At 70.8% G+C, this 15,667-nt stretch carries 17 protein-coding genes and 1 pseudogene; 10 read left to right on the plus strand and 8 right to left on the minus strand.

The window, feature by feature from the left end; translation table 11 throughout:
- Both GXP76_RS25955 and GXP76_RS25960 read right to left on the minus strand, forming a co-directional pair.
- Nucleotides 1–389: pseudogene (locus GXP76_RS25955) on the minus strand (metallophosphoesterase); the annotation flags it as partial.
- A 15-nt stretch (nt 390–404) separates the two neighbouring features.
- The gene (locus GXP76_RS25960) at nt 405–719 is read right to left on the minus strand and encodes an SCO4848 family membrane protein (RefSeq protein WP_242574020.1); all 315 of its coding nucleotides are present in this window, start codon (nt 717–719) and stop codon (nt 405–407) included.
- A 151-nt stretch (nt 720–870) separates the two neighbouring features.
- Between GXP76_RS25960 and GXP76_RS25965 the strand changes: the two genes are divergently transcribed.
- On the plus strand, nt 871–2,157 hold the full coding sequence (locus GXP76_RS25965; RefSeq protein ID WP_374362569.1) for a D-alanyl-D-alanine carboxypeptidase family protein: 1,287 nt from the start codon (nt 871–873) through the stop codon (nt 2,155–2,157).
- Here the strand turns inward: GXP76_RS25965 and GXP76_RS25970 are convergent.
- Nucleotides 2,135–3,094: a YihY/virulence factor BrkB family protein gene (locus GXP76_RS25970; protein WP_242574022.1), complete on the minus strand. Its 960-nt coding sequence runs from the start codon at nt 3,092–3,094 to the stop codon at nt 2,135–2,137. The two genes, GXP76_RS25965 and GXP76_RS25970, sit on opposite strands and share 23 nt — an antisense overlap.
- Before the next feature lie 166 nt (nt 3,095–3,260).
- Between GXP76_RS25970 and GXP76_RS25975 the strand changes: the two genes are divergently transcribed.
- Nucleotides 3,261–3,401: a hypothetical protein gene (locus GXP76_RS25975; protein ID WP_242574023.1), complete on the plus strand. Its 141-nt coding sequence runs from the start codon at nt 3,261–3,263 to the stop codon at nt 3,399–3,401.
- Nucleotides 3,402–3,469: 68 nt separating this feature from the next.
- Complete coding sequence (locus tag GXP76_RS25980; RefSeq protein ID WP_242574024.1) at nt 3,470–4,225, plus strand: decaprenylphospho-beta-D-erythro-pentofuranosid-2-ulose 2-reductase; 756 nt, start codon at nt 3,470–3,472, stop codon at nt 4,223–4,225.
- A gap of 46 nt (nt 4,226–4,271) precedes the next feature.
- Here the strand turns inward: GXP76_RS25980 and GXP76_RS25985 are convergent, their stop codons facing one another.
- Nucleotides 4,272–4,868: a 2'-5' RNA ligase family protein gene (locus GXP76_RS25985; protein WP_242574025.1), complete on the minus strand. Its 597-nt coding sequence runs from the start codon at nt 4,866–4,868 to the stop codon at nt 4,272–4,274.
- A 228-nt stretch (nt 4,869–5,096) separates the two neighbouring features.
- Nucleotides 5,097–6,116 carry a tryptophan--tRNA ligase gene (trpS, locus tag GXP76_RS25990; protein ID WP_374362575.1) on the minus strand — a complete coding sequence of 340 codons (1,020 nt, stop codon included), beginning with the start codon at nt 6,114–6,116 and terminating at the stop codon, nt 5,097–5,099.
- A gap of 69 nt (nt 6,117–6,185) precedes the next feature.
- Here trpS and GXP76_RS25995 point away from each other — a divergent pair, with 69 nt between their 5' ends.
- From GXP76_RS25995 to rocD, 4 genes are all read left to right on the plus strand, one after another.
- A complete protein-coding gene (locus tag GXP76_RS25995; protein ID WP_242574027.1) occupies nt 6,186–6,827 on the plus strand; it encodes an RNA polymerase sigma factor in 642 nt (213 codons plus the stop codon).
- Complete coding sequence (locus GXP76_RS26000; protein ID WP_242574034.1) at nt 6,820–7,680, plus strand: hypothetical protein; 861 nt, start codon at nt 6,820–6,822, stop codon at nt 7,678–7,680. The genes GXP76_RS25995 and GXP76_RS26000 overlap by 8 nt, the downstream gene beginning before the upstream one ends.
- Nucleotides 7,681–7,786: 106 nt before the next feature.
- Nucleotides 7,787–8,503 (plus strand): hypothetical protein, encoded by a 717-nt coding sequence (locus tag GXP76_RS26005; RefSeq protein ID WP_242574028.1) that lies wholly within the window; start codon nt 7,787–7,789, stop codon nt 8,501–8,503.
- Nucleotides 8,504–8,644: 141 nt separating this feature from the next.
- The gene (gene rocD, locus GXP76_RS26010; RefSeq protein ID WP_242574029.1) at nt 8,645–9,853 is read left to right on the plus strand and encodes an ornithine--oxo-acid transaminase; all 1,209 of its coding nucleotides are present in this window, start codon (nt 8,645–8,647) and stop codon (nt 9,851–9,853) included.
- 64 nt (nt 9,854–9,917) lie between these two features.
- Here the strand turns inward: rocD and GXP76_RS26015 are convergent, their stop codons facing one another.
- Nucleotides 9,918–11,099, minus strand: a complete 1,182-nt coding sequence (locus GXP76_RS26015; protein WP_242574035.1) for a glutathionylspermidine synthase family protein — start codon at nt 11,097–11,099, stop codon at nt 9,918–9,920.
- A gap of 20 nt (nt 11,100–11,119) precedes the next feature.
- On the minus strand, nt 11,120–11,401 hold the full coding sequence (locus tag GXP76_RS26020) for a hypothetical protein (RefSeq protein WP_242574030.1): 282 nt from the start codon (nt 11,399–11,401) through the stop codon (nt 11,120–11,122).
- A gap of 292 nt (nt 11,402–11,693) precedes the next feature.
- On the opposite strand from GXP76_RS26020, the gene GXP76_RS26025 reads away from it, so the two are divergent.
- A complete protein-coding gene (locus GXP76_RS26025; RefSeq protein WP_242574031.1) occupies nt 11,694–12,353 on the plus strand; it encodes a CatB-related O-acetyltransferase in 660 nt (219 codons plus the stop codon).
- 175 nt (nt 12,354–12,528) lie between these two features.
- Here GXP76_RS26025 and GXP76_RS26030 read toward each other — a convergent pair whose 3' ends face one another.
- Nucleotides 12,529–13,911, minus strand: a complete 1,383-nt coding sequence (locus GXP76_RS26030) for a PLP-dependent aminotransferase family protein (protein WP_242574036.1) — start codon at nt 13,909–13,911, stop codon at nt 12,529–12,531.
- A gap of 191 nt (nt 13,912–14,102) precedes the next feature.
- Between GXP76_RS26030 and GXP76_RS26035 the strand changes: the two genes are divergently transcribed.
- Both GXP76_RS26035 and GXP76_RS26040 read left to right on the plus strand, forming a co-directional pair.
- Nucleotides 14,103–14,612, plus strand: coding sequence for a carboxymuconolactone decarboxylase family protein (locus GXP76_RS26035; RefSeq protein WP_242574032.1), 510 nt, complete (start codon nt 14,103–14,105; stop codon nt 14,610–14,612).
- A 96-nt stretch (nt 14,613–14,708) separates the two neighbouring features.
- The gene (locus tag GXP76_RS26040; protein ID WP_242574033.1) at nt 14,709–15,443 is read left to right on the plus strand and encodes an isocitrate lyase/phosphoenolpyruvate mutase family protein; all 735 of its coding nucleotides are present in this window, start codon (nt 14,709–14,711) and stop codon (nt 15,441–15,443) included.
- Nucleotides 15,444–15,667: the final 224 nt, after the last annotated feature.

Here is a 15,667-nt window from a genome sequence, read left to right on the forward strand (position 1 = left end):
GGCGCCGGGGCGCCGACGGCCGCCGGCTCCTCGACGGGCGCGGTCTCGGGGGTCTCGCGGGACGCCGCCCGGCGGTCGAGCACCCGGCGCAGCAGCGGCCGTACGGCTTCGCCCACCAGCAGTGCCAGCAGCAGATACAGCAGTGTCGCCAGCCACATGTACGCGGGCCAGCCGAGGATCTGCTTCAGTACGAACGGGGTCTCGGCCCGGCCGACCCCCACGCCCGCGACGGTCAGGACCGGCAGCAGGATCATCACGACGGTGCCCGCCCTGCGGGCCGTGCCGCCCGCCGCTGTCGTGTCGCGGACCAGGCGCCGCCATATGTAGTAATGCGCGCCCGCCATCAGCGCGACGGCGACGAGCGCCATCAGAACAAACACGACGATCACAAGCCGGTCCCCTTTTTATCCCTGTCGCTGTCTCTGTACTACGTGCTCGTCGCCGGGTTCGTTCCTCGGCTCGTGACGGGATTCCCGGAGCGACTCGTGGCGCCAGGCGCGGACTCCTCGGAACCCCACCGCCCCAACTCCCGTCCCCAGAAGGAAGGACGTAATCGCGAGCAGCAGATGCACCCAGAAGTAGCCCGTGGGGTCACCGGCGTCGTCGAACGCGAGTCCGCTGCCGTCCTGCCACAAATTCTTGACGAAAGTGATCCAGATGAACCAGCTCCACACCCCGAAGGCGAGCAGGAACCAGGACACGGGGCGGCTGAGCTTCATGGATCCAGTATCGCCGGAGCCCGCCCCACCGCTTCGCCGGGGGCTGCCCGACGAGGGCCGATGGCCGGAAAGTGCTCTGTCCCAGCGGTGGAAGCGGCGGGTCCGGCCGCCGGTGTTCGGATCAACCGTCAGGCCATGTACGTTCTCGACCGTGTCCGCATTGAAAAAGACCGTGTTGACGGTCCTCGCCGCCGCGTTGCTGCCCGTTCTGACCGCCGCGCCCGTCCGTGCGGACGACGCGGACGCGGACAAGGCCCAGGACAAGCAGCCGAAGCCGCCGGCGGCGATGTCGACGGTCGGCGGCACCCTGCTCGGCAAACCCGGCACCCAGGTGAATCTCGCCCCCGGTGTGCCGGTCCTGCCGAAGAAGCTGACCGGCAGGTCCTGGATCGTCGCGGACGCCGAGAGCGGTGACGTCCTGGCCTCGCACAACGCGCACTGGCGGCTGCCGCCCGCGTCGACGCTGAAGATGCTCTTCGCCGACACGGTCCTGCCCGCGCTGCCGAAGGACCGGTCCCACAAGGTGACGACCGCGGATCTGGCCGGCGTCGGTGAGGGCAGCAGCCTCGTCGGGGTGAAGGAGGAGAGCACGTACACCGTCCACGACCTGTGGATGGGCGTGTTCCTGCGCTCGGGCAACGACGCCGTGCACGTGCTGTCCGAGATGAACGGCGGCATCCGCAAGACGGTCGCCGACATGAACAAGCACGCGCAGGAGCTGAGGGCGCTCGACACGCACGTCGTCTCGCCGGACGGTTACGACGAGAAGGGGCAGGTCTCCAGTGCGTACGACCTCACCCTGATCGCCCGCTCCGGGCTCCAGAAGAAGGACTTCCGGGAGTACTCGTCGACCGTCAGGGTCCAGTTCCCTGGCGAGGAGAAGAAGGCGAAGAAGGGCAAGAAGGCCCCGAAGCGCGAGACCTTCGAGATCCAGAACACCAACCGGCTGCTGACCGGTGACGCGGGCCTGGACCCGTACAAGGGCATCGCCGGCGTCAAGAACGGCAACACCACCAACGCGGGCTCGACCTTCACCGGTGTCGCCGAGCGCGACGGCAAGGTCCTCCTCGTCACGGTCATGAACCCCTCCGGTGAGGAGAGCCTGGCGGTCTACCAGGAGACGGCCCGGCTGATGGACTGGGGCTTCACCGCCGCCGGAAAGGTCAAGCCGATCGGCGAGCTGGTGAAGCCCGGATCGGCCGGCGACGGCACCGGCAAGGAAGCCGTCGGGGACAAGGAATCGGGCGAGGCGGGCGGCGACGGCGGGACGGACCAGGCCGGTCTCGGCGACAAGGCCGCCGCGTCGTCGGGGTCGAGCGGCATGGGGATCGCGGTGGCCATCACGGGCGGCGCGCTGCTGCTGCTGGCGGCGGCCGTGTTCCTGGTGAACCGCCGCTGGCCCCTGCCGGACCTGGTCAAGCGCCTGCCGGGCCGCTGAAGCGTGTCGCGCCCGGGGCGACCGCCGCCGAGTCCGTCGCGTCGTCGTCCGTCCCGGCCGTCTTCCGCTCCCCCTCGGACGGCTCGTCCTTGCTGGGCGTGGCCGTCCAGGCGGCGCAGAACAGCATCAGCTTCGCCGTGAAGTTGATCCACAGCAGCAGCGCGACGGGCACCCCGAACGCGCCATACAGGCTCTTGCCCGCCACGTCGCGCACATAGCCGCCGAGCAGCAGCTTCAGCAGTTCGAAGCCGACGGCGCCGATCACGGCGGCGACGATCAGCCGGCGCCGTGGCGGATGCACGCCGGGCAGCAGCGTCAGTACGTACAGCAGGATGAGGAAGCCCGCGACGGCCGCCACGACGATCGCCGCGATCTGGAGCAGCACACCGCCCACGCCGCCCTCCGCGATGCCGATCCGGTCCGCGCTCCAGCCGACGGCCGTGGAACCGAGGGCCGACGCGCCGATCGAGGCGAGCGCGGTGACGCCGAGGCCGACGAGGATGACCGCGTCCTTGGCCTTGAGTACGAAGGGGTTGCCCTCGTCCACGTCGTCCAGCTCCCACACGGCGCGCAGGCACTCGCGCATCGAGCCGACCCAGCCGATGCCGGTGAACAGCAGCAGCGCGCCCGCCACCAGACCGACCGTGGCCGCGTTGGCGACCAGCGAGTTGAGGTCGAGCTGGTCGGAGATGCCGGGCACCTGGTCCTTGAGCTTGTCCTGGAGCTTGTCGAGCTGGTCCTTGCTGAGGAGCGCGGCCCCGATCGCCGCGCTCACGGTGATCAGCGGGAAGAGCGCCAGGAAGCTGATGAAGGTGATCGCCGCCGCGAGCCGGGACCAGTGCGTCCGGTCGAGCGTCTCGTAGGAGCGCCAGGCGTGCGTCAGCATCAGCCGGGCCACGAGCGGCCCGACGACGGGGAGTTTTTTCAGCCAGTCCATGACGGAGACCTGCCCTCGGATCGGAGAACCAACGGTCGGGTACCCCGGATGCCGATTCCCACGTCAGCGCTCGACACCGCTTACCCAACCACCCATTCATACGAGTACGGCAGCAAATACGGCTTATAACGCAAAGAATTACGTTTAGGGCGATACCGTCTCGATCATGTCTGCCGAGATCGCCGAGCCTGTCACCGACGACATCGTCTCCGTCAGCGGCTGGGGCCGCGAGTTCCCTTCGCTGCGGACCGAGTTGGACCCGCGCGCGGTCTTCGTCTCCGATCTCTCCCGCCGTCTGTCGATCTGACGCCCGGGGCCCCTCACCCCGGCCCCACGGGGCTCATCCCGCACCCTCACCGCAAGGAGCACCGCACCATGAAGGACGCCTTCGGCATCCCGCAGTCCCTGCTCGTCCTCGGTGGAACGTCCGAGATCGCGCTGGCCACGGCGCGCCGGCTCATCGCGCGCCGTACCCGCACGGTCTGGCTGGCCGGCCGCGCGTCGCCCGCGCTCGACACCGCGGCCGAGGCTCTTCGTACCCAGGGCGCGGACGTCCGCACCGTCGATTTCGACGCGCTCGACCCGGGCTCGCACGCGGAGGTGCTCGGCAAGGTCTTCGCGGAAGGCGACATCGACATGACCCTGCTCGCCTTCGGCGTCCTCGGCGACCAGGCGCACGACGAGGCGGATCCGGCGGCGGCCGTCAGGGTCGCGCAGACGAACTACACCGGCGCGGTCTCGGCCGGTCTGGTGTGCGCGGCGGCGATGCAGACGCAGGGGCACGGTTCGCTGGTGGTGCTGTCGTCGGTGGCCGGTGAGCGGGCGCGGCGCGCCAATTTCATCTACGGGTCGAGCAAGGCGGGCCTGGACGCGTTCGCGCAGGGGCTCGGCGACGCGATGCACGGCACGGGGGTGCATGTGATGGTCGTGCGGCCCGGCTTCGTCCGGACGAGGCGCACCGCCGGGCTGGAGGAGACCCCGCTGGCGACCACGCCGGAGGCGGTGGCGACGGCCGTGGAGCTGGGGCTGCGGCGCCGCTCGGAGACGGTGTGGGTGCCGGGGGCGCTGCGGGTGGCGATGTCGGTGCTGCGGCATCTGCCGAGGGCGCTGTTCCGGCGGCTGCCGATCTGAGTCCGTACGGCCGGCGGTCCGGGCGCCGATGCGGCCCTCCGTGGCGCTACTGACGCAGCGAAGAGGTGGCGGGCAGGTCGACGGGGGTGCTCTGGGAGGGCACTCCCGTCGTCTCCGTACCGCCGCCGAAGACGTACTCGTGGAGCATCCGCCACACACCGTCCGGGCCCTGCTCGTACAGCCCGAAGGACGTACAGCTCCAGCGGGCCGTGTAGTCGGCCAGCTCCTCGTACGCCCGGTCCATCGCCTCCTCGGAGATGGCGTGCGCCACGGTCACGTGGGGGTGGTACGGGAACTGGAGTTCGCGCACCAGCGGCCCGGACGCCTCCCGGACCCGCTTCTGGAGCCAGGTGCACGCCGAGCCGCCCTCGACGACCTGGACGAAGACCACCGGTGACAGGGGGCGGAAGGTGCCCGTGCCGTAGAGCCTCATCGGGAAGGGACGGCCCGCCGTGGCGACCGAGGCGAGGTGGGCCTCGATGGTCGGCAGCGCCGAGGCGTCGACCTCGGTCGGCGGCAGGAGGGTGACGTGCGTGGGAATGCCGTGCGCGGCTGGGTCGCCGAAGCCCGCGCGGCGGTCCTGGAGCAGGCTGCCGTACGGCTCCGGGACCGCGATCGAAACGCCGAGCGTTACGGTCCCCACGTCGTTCTCCTCAGTCCGTGTGTGTGCCGGTGGTGCGGTGTGCCGGTGGTGCGGTGCGACAGTTGCCGCGGTGCGACGGTGGTGCTTCGTGCGATTTCCGTCCCTGCGCCAGTGTGGCGCTCACACCGTTCTTCTGGCCAGGGTCCTTGGTCAGCAGTACGCGGACGGCGCGCATGCGGTATGGCGGCGACGGCGGGCGGCCCGGCCGGCGCGCCCGCCCCGTGCCGGTCAGTGCTTCGCGGGCAGGAAGCCGATCCGTTCGTACGCCTGGGCAAGCGTCTCCGCGGCGACCGTGCGGGCCTTCTCCGCGCCTTCGGCCAGGATCGAGTCCAGCGTCTCCGGATCGTCCAGATATTCCTGGGTGCGGCTGCGGAAGGGTGTGACGAAGTCGACCATGGCATCGGCCAGGTCCACCTTCAGCGCGCCGTAGCCCTTGCCCTCGTACTTCTTCTCCAGATCCCCGATGCTCGCGCCCGTGAGGGTCGAGTAGATCGTGAGGAGGTTGCTGATGCCCGGCTTGTCCGCGGCGTCGAAGCGGATCTCGGTGCCCGTGTCGGTGACGGCGCTCTTGATCTTCTTCGCCGTGACCTTGGGGTCGTCCAGCAGATTGACCAGGCCCTTGGGCGTGGACGCCGATTTGCTCATCTTGATCGACGGGTCCTGGAGGTCGTAGATCTTCGCGACCTCCTTGACGATGTGCGGCTTCGGGATGGTGAACGTGGTCCCGAAGCGGGTGTTGAACCGCTCGGCGAGGTCACGTGTCAGCTCGACGTGCTGGCGCTGGTCCTCGCCGACGGGGACGGAGTCCGCCTGGTAGAGCAGGATGTCGGCGACCTGGAGGATCGGATACGTGAAGAGTCCGACCGTGGCGCGGTCGGCGCCCTGTCGGGCGGACTTGTCCTTGAACTGCGTCATGCGGGAGGCCTCGCCGAAGCCCGTCAGACAGTTCATCACCCAGCCGAGCTGGGCGTGTTCGGGTACATGACTCTGGATGAACAGCGTGCAGCGCTGCGGGTCGAGACCGGCGGCGAGGAGCTGCGCCGCCGCGAGCCTGGTGTTGGCGCGCAGGTCGGCGGGCTCCTGCGGCATGGTGATCGCGTGCAGGTCCACGACCATGTAGAACGCGTCGTGGGTTTCTTGCAGCGCCACATACTGCCGGATCGCACCGAGGTAGTTCCCGAGATGGAACGAGCCTGCGGTGGGCTGGATACCGGAGAGCGCGCGAGGACGAGTGGCCATGGTGGACATTGTCTCAGGTGGGGCCGCCAGGTCGGGACAGGCTGGGAACCGATCCGCGACGAGCGGTGTATCAAAAGAGTGAGGACACGGGAGGGGACCCTGGAGGGGGGCCGCATCCTGACGGTTGCGGACGAGTCGACAGTCATCGCGCGTGTGCGTTCCGGGGAGCGGGAGGCGTACGCGGAGCTGGTGCGCGCCCATACGGGGACGGCGCTGCGGGTGGCGGTGGCGTGCGGCGCGGGGGCGGACGCGGAGGACGTGGTGCAGTCGGCGTTCATCAAGGCGTATCTGTCCCTGGGGAGCTTCAAGGACGGCGCGTCGTTCCGCCCCTGGCTGATACGGATCGTGGCCAACGAGACGCGGAACACCGTGCGGTCGGCGGTCCGGCTGCGGGCCGTGGCGGGGCGGGAGGCGGCGCTGTCGCGGGGTGAACCGCTGATACCGGAATCGGCCGATCCCGCGGTGGCCGCGATGGAGGAGGAGCGGAGTGCCGAGCTGTGGGCGGCGCTCGACGAGCTGAGCGACGACCACCGCGATGTGGTGGCGTGCCGCTATCTGCTGGAGATGAACGAGGCGGAGACGGCGGAGGCGCTGGGCTGGCCGCGGGGGACGGTGAAGTCCCGGCTGAGTCGCGCGCTGAAGCTGATGGGCGGGCTGCTGGCGCCCGGGTCCGAGTGGGAGCCGAGGGCGGAGGAGGCGGGAGGTGACGGACATGGATGACGGCGAGCGTGAGGATCTCGCCGAGGAGCTGCGGGCGCTGGGGCGCGGTATGCGGGTGCCGGATGTCGACGGCGAGACGATGGCCGAGCGTGTCCTGGCCCAGCTCCTCGCCGACGCGTCACCCGTACCGGCGCCGGCGCCGGCCGCCGAGCCGGCCGCGGCGCGGGTCTCCGGCCGGGCGGCTCGCCTTGCCCGGCTGCGTGGGCTGGTGCGCGGCAGGCGGCGCGCGCTGGCGGCCGGGCTCTCCGGGCTGCTGGTCGTCCTGGTGCTGACGCCGCCGGTGCGGGCCGCGGTGGCCGACTGGTTCGACTTCGGCGGGGTCCAGGTGCGGTACGACCCGGAGGCGACGCCCGGCCCGGGCGCGCCGGTGCCGGGCTGCGGCGATCCGATACCGATCGGGGAGGTGGAGCGGCGGGCGGGATTCGCACCACGGATCCCGGCGGAGCTCGGAAGCCCCGACCAGGTGTCGGTGGACGGGGTGCCGGCGGGTCGTCCGGTGGTGAGTCTGTGCTGGACGGACTCCGGCGGCCGGACGATACGGCTGGAGGAGTTCCGGGCCGGTCTTGACCTGGGGTTCTCCAAGCAGGTCCGGCACATGCCCGAGTGGCTGGTCCTGCACGCCGGGGAGTCGAACGAGTCGACGGGTCTGTGGTTCGCCGATCCTCATCTGCTGCGATTCCGGTTGATCGACAGCGGGGGCGAGGGCTGGACGCGGTCGGCGCGGACGGCGGGTCCCACGTTGCTGTGGGAGGACGGCGGCGCGAGCGGGAGCGGCGACGAACGGCTGACGCTGCGGCTGGAGGGCGTGGAGTCGCTGGAGCGCGCGACGGCCGTCGCGCTGTCGGTGCGCTGAGTGAGGACGGTGAGGGGGATCGGGAACCGATCCGGTTCGGGCGGTGTACAGGAAGTGACGCGAAGGCGGTCCGGACGGTCCGGGCCCGGCGTCGGCAGGGGGAATCATGCGACTTCGACGTACGGGCACGGTCCGACGGCTCGCGGCTCTCATCGCGGTCACGGCGCTGACCTGGGGGTTCGCCCCGAGCGCGGTGGCCGGTGGCCCCACAAGCGTGCTGATCACCTCCCCGGAGAGCGCGGAGACGGCGGCGCTCTACAACAGCGACGCGGAGTACGAGGCGCTGTCGAAGCAGCTCGGCGGTGAGGGGATGGGGGTACTGCCGGAGGGCCGGAAGAAGCGGCCGGGGTCCCTGGACTCGGCGATGGGCTCCCGGCAGATCAATGTGACGTGGATGGTCCACGATGTGCAGCCCTGGCGGCTGGACCGGGTGTATCCGGGCGCGGACACCTCGGAGATCTGGATTCATACGACGACGGACATGCGGGGGCAGGAGACCGGCGTCTGGCACCAGGCGGAGCAGCCGGCCGCGCTGCGGGCGCTGTTGATGAAGATCGGCGTCATGGGTGAGAAGACCGCACAGGGGGCCGGCCCGGCGGTGCCGCCCGCAGGGGGGACGGACGAGGCGGAGGAGAGGGAGGAGACGGCCGGGAGGACGGACGGCGGCGCGGACGGCTGGTGGTGGGCGATACCGGCGCTGGGGGCCGGGGTGGTGCTCGGCCTGGTGCTGCGCCCGCTCGCGGGACGACTGCCCCGACCGCCCCGTCGACGGGGCGGGGGGAGGCCGCAGGCGGGTCCCCGCGGGCAACTGCTCGACGTGTGATCCAACCCGACCCGCCTGCGGGGTTGTCTCCCAGGGCACGCCGGGGGCAAGGTTTCTTCGTCCACACTGGCGAGTGACGATAGAAACAGGGGCGCTACCGCGTCCTGACCGGATGGCTCGGCTCGACCGAACGGAGAACCCGTGGCGACAACGGAGAGTGCCATCGCCTCTGCGGAGGCGCACAGCGCGCACAACTACCACCCGCTGCCCATCGTCGTCGCCTCGGCGGACGGTGCGTGGATGACCGACGTCGAGGGACGGCGCTTCCTCGACATGCTCGCCGGCTACTCGGCACTCAACTTCGGCCATGGCAATCGGCGTCTCATCGACGCCGCCAAGGCCCAGTTGGAGCGGGTGACGCTCACCTCACGGGCGTTCCACCACGACCGGTTCGCCGAATTCTGCACCCAGCTCGCCGAGTTGTGCGGCATGGAGATGGTGCTGCCGATGAACACGGGGGCGGAGGCGGTGGAGACCGCCGTCAAGACGGCCCGCAAGTGGGGCTATCGGACGAAGGGGGTGCCGGACGGCACCGCCAAGATCATCGTCGCGGCGGACAACTTCCACGGCCGTACGACCACGATCATCAGCTTCTCCACCGACCAGGAGGCCCGTGCGGACTACGGGCCCTACACACCGGGCTTCGAGATCGTTCCGTACGGGGATCTCGCCGCGCTCGACGCCGCGATGACGGACAACACCGTCGCTGTCCTGCTGGAGCCCATCCAGGGTGAGGCGGGGGTGCTGGTGCCGCCGCCGGGCTACCTCGCGGGCGTACGTGAGCTGACCCGGTCGCGGAACGTGCTGTTCATCGCGGACGAGATCCAGTCGGGCCTCGGCCGGACCGGTAAGACCTTCGCCAGTGAGCACGAAGGCGTGGTGCCCGACATGTATGTGCTGGGCAAGGCGCTCGGTGGCGGCGTGGTGCCGGTGTCGGCCGTGGTGTCGTCGAGCGAGATCCTCGGGGTGTTCCGGCCCGGGGAGCACGGTTCGACGTTCGGCGGGAATCCGCTGGCGTGTGCGGTGGCCCTTGAGGTGATCGCGATGCTGCGTACGGGCGAGTACCAGCAGCGGGCGGCGGAGCTGGGTGATCATCTCCACCATGAGCTGGGGCTGATGGCGACCGGCGGCGCGGTGGAGGCGGTGCGCGGCCGGGGGCTCTGGGCGGGGGTGGACATCTCTCCGTCGTACGGCACGGGCCGGGAGATCTCGGAGAAGCTGATGGGCCGGGGTGTGCTGGTGAAGGACACCCATGGGTCGACGATCCGGATCGCCCCGCCGCTGGTGATCAGCAAGGAGGACCTGGACTGGGGTCTGGAGCAGCTCCGGGCGGTTCTGGCCCGCCAGTAGGTGCCTCTGTCCACAGAGGCCGGGCTCGGGGCGGTGGCCGGCGGGGGCCGGCCGCCGGTCCCGGCTACAGGATGACGTGCGGGAGGAAGCGGGCGTACTCGTCCGTGATCAGGCCCGACGATTCCCGGATGCCGAGGCCGGCCGCCTCGTTCTCCACGACCCAGGCGCCGAGTACGACCCGGTTGCCGTCGAAGTCGGGCAGCGGCGCCAACGCCTGGTAGCAGCAGGACTCTTGGCGCAGGACCGGGGCGTGGCCGGGCTCGTGGACGGTGACTCCGGCGCCCTCGCGGCCGAGCAGGGGCTTGGAGACATAGCCCCCGTCGAGGGCGAGTTCACGCGGCCCGTCGAGATAGGCGGGCAGCAGATTCGGGTGGTCCGGGTGCAGCTCCCAGAGGATCGCCAGCAGCGCCTTGTTGGAGAGCAGCATCTTCCAGGCGGGCTCTATCCAGCAGGTGCTGCCGGTGCCCCCACCGTTGTCGAGGGTGTCGAGCACCTGGGGGCCGAAGCGGTCCGTGGTCAGCCACTCCCACGGATACAGCTTGAAGCAGCTGCGGATGAAGCGCAGCCGGTCGTCGACGAAGCGGCCGGTCAGCTTGTCCCAGCCGATCTGTTCGACGGACAGGGCCTCGGTTTCGAGACCCGCCTGCTGGGCCGTCTCGCGCAGATACGCGACGGTCATCAGGTCCTCGCCCAGCTCGTCACCGTCGGAGTGGGCGAAGTGCAGGGGGCCCGGGGGAAGGAGGTGCGCCTGGTGGCGCCAGGCGTCGATGAGCCGTTCGTGCAGGGAGTTCCACTGGTCGGCGCCGGGGAAGCGCTCCTCCATCCAGAACCACTGCGGGCTGGCGGCCTCGACCAGGGATGTGGGGGTGTCGGCGTTGTACTCCAGCATCTTGGCCGGGCCGGTTCCGTCGTAGCGCAGGTCGAACCGGCCGTAGATGGACGGCAGTTCGTCCCGGCGGTGCCAGGACTCGGCTATCAGCGCGGCGAGCTGGCTGTCGGTGATGCCGAGATCGGCGAAGCGGTCGTTCTTCACGATGTGCTCGGCCGCGGCGAGGCACATGGCGTGCAGTTCCTCGACGACGACTTCGAGGGCCTCGACCTCGGGAAGGGAGAAGACGTAGTAGGCGCTCTCGTCCCAGTACGGACGCAGGGAATCGTCCGGGTAGCGGGTGAGCGGATAGACGAGCCCCTGCTCCTCGACCGTCCGCTGCCAGCCGGGGCGCGGCTCGATGGTCCGTCGTTGCATCATCGTGCGCCTGCGCCGGCTCAGCCGCCGCCGGTGGACGAGCAGCCGAAGCCGCCGCGGTCGACCGCCGACTTGTCGAAACTTCCGTCGTGGACACGGCCGTTGCTGCTCTTGCCGCCGTAGTAGTACGAGCCCGTGCCGTTGCTGTCGCAGTCGGATTTGGACAGTTCCTCATAGGTGTTCCGGTCGGCACAGCGCTTGTCCGGTTCCGAACCGCAGGAGGTGATCGTCAGTGCGAGTATTCCCATGCCGCCGAGCACCACCGTGCTCGACCGCAGCCTGCGTTGTTTTACGGCGGCCATGGCCCCGTCCTCCCCCGTCTGCCGGTCGATCCGTCGACCCGTCGATCCCATGTTCGCCGCACACATTAGATGCCCGGCCGCCACGCCGGACAGGCGGTCCATCAACTCTCCTCAACTGGACACCATTTGCGGTCTTTGGAACGATCCGCTCCCTTGGCCCGGCGGGCTGTCGGGACGTGGCCTCCGTGAGACGCACGGCGGCCGGGGGCGCGGACCGGGATTAATCGCTGTCGTCGCGATCGCCCGCTCGGGATGCGTGAATTCGCCGAGCAGTCGAGGAGAACGCTTCACCATGTCCGACCTCCCCGCCCTTCCCGCCGATCCCACGGTGATCCATCCGATGCCCGGCCAGCCTCGGGTGGTGCTGCTGAAACCGCTGATCACCTCCGAGCTGATCGAGGTCGGGGACTTCTCGTACTACGACGACCCGGACGAGCCGACGGCGTTCGAGAAGCGGAACGTGCTCTACCACTACGGGCCGGAGAAGCTCGTCATCGGGAAGTACTGCGCGCTGGGTGAGGGGGTGCGGTTCATCATGAACGGCGCCAATCACCGGATGGACGGCCCGTCGACGTTCCCCTTCCCGATCATGGGCGGTTCGTGGAGCGAGCACTTCGATCTGATCACCGGGCTGCCCGGCCGGGGGGACACGGTGGTGGGCAACGACGTCTGGTTCGGCTACCGCAGCACGGTCATGCCCGGTGTCCGGATCGGCCATGGAGCGGTCATCGCCTCGGGCGCGGTCGTGGTGGACGACGTACCGGACTACGGCATCGTCGGTGGCAATCCGGCCAAGGTCATCCGCCGCCGTTACGAGGACGCCGACGTCGACCGGCTGCTGGCGATCGCCTGGTGGGACTGGCCCGTCGAGCACATCACCGCGCACCTGCGCACGATCATGTCGGGCAGCGTCGACGCACTGGAGGCGGCCGCCCCGGCAGACGGGGCCTGAGGTCCTCCGCCCCGGCGGATCCCGGCCGGGGCGGTGGCGGCGGGATCTGTCGGCCCCGGCCCGGGCCGGGTCCGCAAAGTAGCGCCGTCCGCCCGTAGGGCCGGGGCCTGCGGCGGCTGGTGCGGTGCATGCCGTGCCAGGCGTCGCGGGCCAGGCGGGACTTCGCGGACACGCTCTAGGGCAGTACGCGGCAGAGCGCGTCCAGCGCCCCGGCCCAGGCGCTGTCCGTCGGGGCGCCGTAGCCGACGACCAGTGCTTCGCGTCCCGGGGGGACCGACGGGTGCCGGAAGGCGGAGAGGCCCTGGAGCGCGAGGCCCTGCCAGGCCGCCGCCTGGATCACGGCGCGTTCGTCGTTCCCGGGCGGGAGTTCGACCACGGCGTGCAGCCCGGCGGCGATACCGGTCACCCGTGACTCCGGCGCGTGTTCGGCCAGCGCCTCCACCAGTTGGTCGCGCCGCCGGCGGTAGCGCAGCCGCATGGACCGCACATGACGGTCGTAGGCGCCGGAGGTGATGAACTCGGCAAGCGTGAGCTGGTCCAAAGCGCTCGGCACCGCCGAGACGTCGCCCTTCGCCGCGATCACTTCCCCCACCAGCGCCTTGGGCAGCACCATCCACGCCAGCCGCAGCCCCGGAGCCAGGGACTTGCTCGCCGTGCCCATGTACACGACCCGCTCCGGGTCCAGGCCCTGGAGCGCGCCGACGGGCTGGCGGTCGTAGCGGAACTCGCCGTCGTAGTCGTCCTCCAGGATCAGCCCGCCCGCGCCGCGTGCCCAGTCCACCACCGCCGCGCGCCGGTCGGGATGGAGCGCGGCACCGGTCGGGAACTGGTGCGCCGGGGTCGTCAGCACCGCGTCGACACCCCGCAGCTCATCTCTCCCGGATGCCAACTCCTCGGTCCGGGTGCCCAGTTCGTCGAGCGGAAGTGCGGGGGTGCGCAGCCCGGCGGCGGTGAGGACGTCGCGGTGGAAGTCGAGCCCGTACGACTCGACGGCCACCGCCCGTGCCTTGGCAGCCGTCTTCGTACCACCCCTGGCCCCCGCGCTCCCCCGGCGGGCCGCGAACACCTGGGCCATCAGCGTCAGTCCGTGGACGAACCCGGAGCAGAGGACGACCCGTTCGGGGTCGGCGTGCACGCCCCGCGTCCGGGCCAGATAGTCGGCGAGGACGGTACGCAGTTCGACGCGCCCGCGCTGGTCGCCGTAGTCGAACGCGTCGTGGGGCGCCACCGCCAGGGCCCGGCGGGCCGAGGCGAGCCATTCACCGCGCGGAAAGGAGCTGAGGTCGGGGGTGCCGGCCCGCAGATTGTGCGCGGGGCGGCGGCGGTTCGGCCGGGCCGGCGGGCCGCTCGGCGCCCGCGTGAGCGGCACGGCCCGCCGGGCGACCCGTGTCCCCGATCCCTGCCGCGCGGTCAGCCACCCTTCGGCGACGAGTTCGGCGTACGCGTCGGCGACGGTGTTGCGCGCGACGCCCAGATCGGCGGCGAGCGTCCGGGACGAGGGCAGCCGGGTACCGGGAGCCAGCCGCCCGGTGCGGACGGCTTCGCGCAGGGCGTCCATCAGCCCCGTACGGAGTCCGGGACCACGCAGCTCCAGATGGAGGTCCGCGCCGACCGTGACCGCGGTGACCCGCCGCCTCTCACCGTCCGGCCCCTCACCGTCCGGCTCCTCGGCGCTCGCCTCATTGGCCCATGAATCCCTCATGGAAATGGACCATACCGCTGCGCCACCGGACGCGTAGCGTCATATACATGACGACGAACGAGAGCGATCACCAGCACGACCGCGTCCCCGAACACGAGCCGCGCCTGGCGTGGGCGAAGCTCGCGCCCGACGTCTCCAAGGCGATGTACGGCTTCGAGAAGGCGGTCCGGGCGGGCATCGACCCCGTGCTGTACGAGCTGGTGAAGATCCGCGCCTCGCAGATCAACCACTGCGCGTTCTGTCTGGACATGCACACGAAGGAGGCGATGGCCGCCGGGGAGTCGGTGGAGCGGATCGTCCAGCTCAGCGCCTGGCAGGAGTCGCGCCACTTCTACTCGCCGAGGGAGATCGCGGCGATCGAACTCACGGAGGCGGTCACCGTTCTGACGGACGGTTTCGTACCGGACGAGGTGTACGAGCGGGCGGCGGCGCACTTCGGGGAGACCGAACTCGCCTATCTGATCGCCGCGATCACGGTCATCAACTCCTGGAACCGCTTCGCGGTGACCTCGCGAATGGCCCCCGGTCACTACACGCCGGTGGCGCGGAACAACTGAGCCCGCGCCGACACGCCCCCCGCTCCCGCCGCGTCCGGTGCGACACGCACAGGACCACCACCGCATCCGCCTCCTCAGCCGGGATACGAATCAGCCATGACGCTCCTGACCACCTTCCGCGCCCTGCACCACGGCCGTGCCGCCGAAGACCCGCTCGTCCTGCCGGGGCCGTGGGACGCGGGCAGCGCCCGCGCCTACGTCGAGGCCGGGTTCCCGGCGCTCGCCACGCCGAGCGCGGGGGTCGCCGCGTCGCTCGGTTACGAGGACGGCGCCACCCCGGCGGACGAGATGTTCGCGGCGGTGGCACGAATCGTCCGCGCCGTCTCGACCGGTGACACGGCCGTGCCCGTCACGGCCGACATCGAGGACGGCTACGGGCTCGCCCCGGCCGAACTGGTCGCCCGGCTCCTCGACACGGGCGCCGTGGGCTGCAATCTGGAGGACTCCGCGGACGGCCGGCTCAAGGACCCGCGGCGGCACGCCGACTGGCTGGCCGAGGTCCGGGCGGCGGCCGGGGACCGGCTGTTCGTCAACGCCCGCGTCGACACGTTCATCCGCGGCGTGAGCGACCCGGCGGAGGCGATCGCCCGCGCGGGTCTGTACGTGGCGGCCGGCGCGGACTGCGTGTACCCGATCGGCGCCCCGCGCGAGGCGATCCCGGCGCTGCGGGCGGGCGTCGAGGGCCCCATCAACGTCGGGGCGGCGCCGGGCGGCGCGGCGGAGCTGTCGGAGCTGGGCAGGCTCGGCGCGACACGGATCACGTTCGGTCCGGGGCTCCAGCGGCAGGCGATGGCGGCGGTACGGGAGGGCGCGGCACGGCTGCGCGCCTGAGCGGCCCCCGCGAAGAGCGACGGCAACGGCAACGGCGACAACCCCGGCCACGGCTACGAATCACCCATCTCGGACAGTGGTCTTGAGAGAGCGCTCTCCAACATCCAGACACCCCAACTGCCCTGCAAACGGCGCTACTTGACTGGGCTTGCCGCACCTCTTGACACCCCTGCGGCCCGCTCCTACGTTCAGCGCCAGAGAGCGCTCTCTAACGTGATCAAGGA

Source organism: Streptomyces sp. NP-1717 (genome assembly GCF_022695985.1).
Classification (GTDB): Bacteria; Actinomycetota; Actinomycetes; order Streptomycetales; family Streptomycetaceae; genus Streptomyces.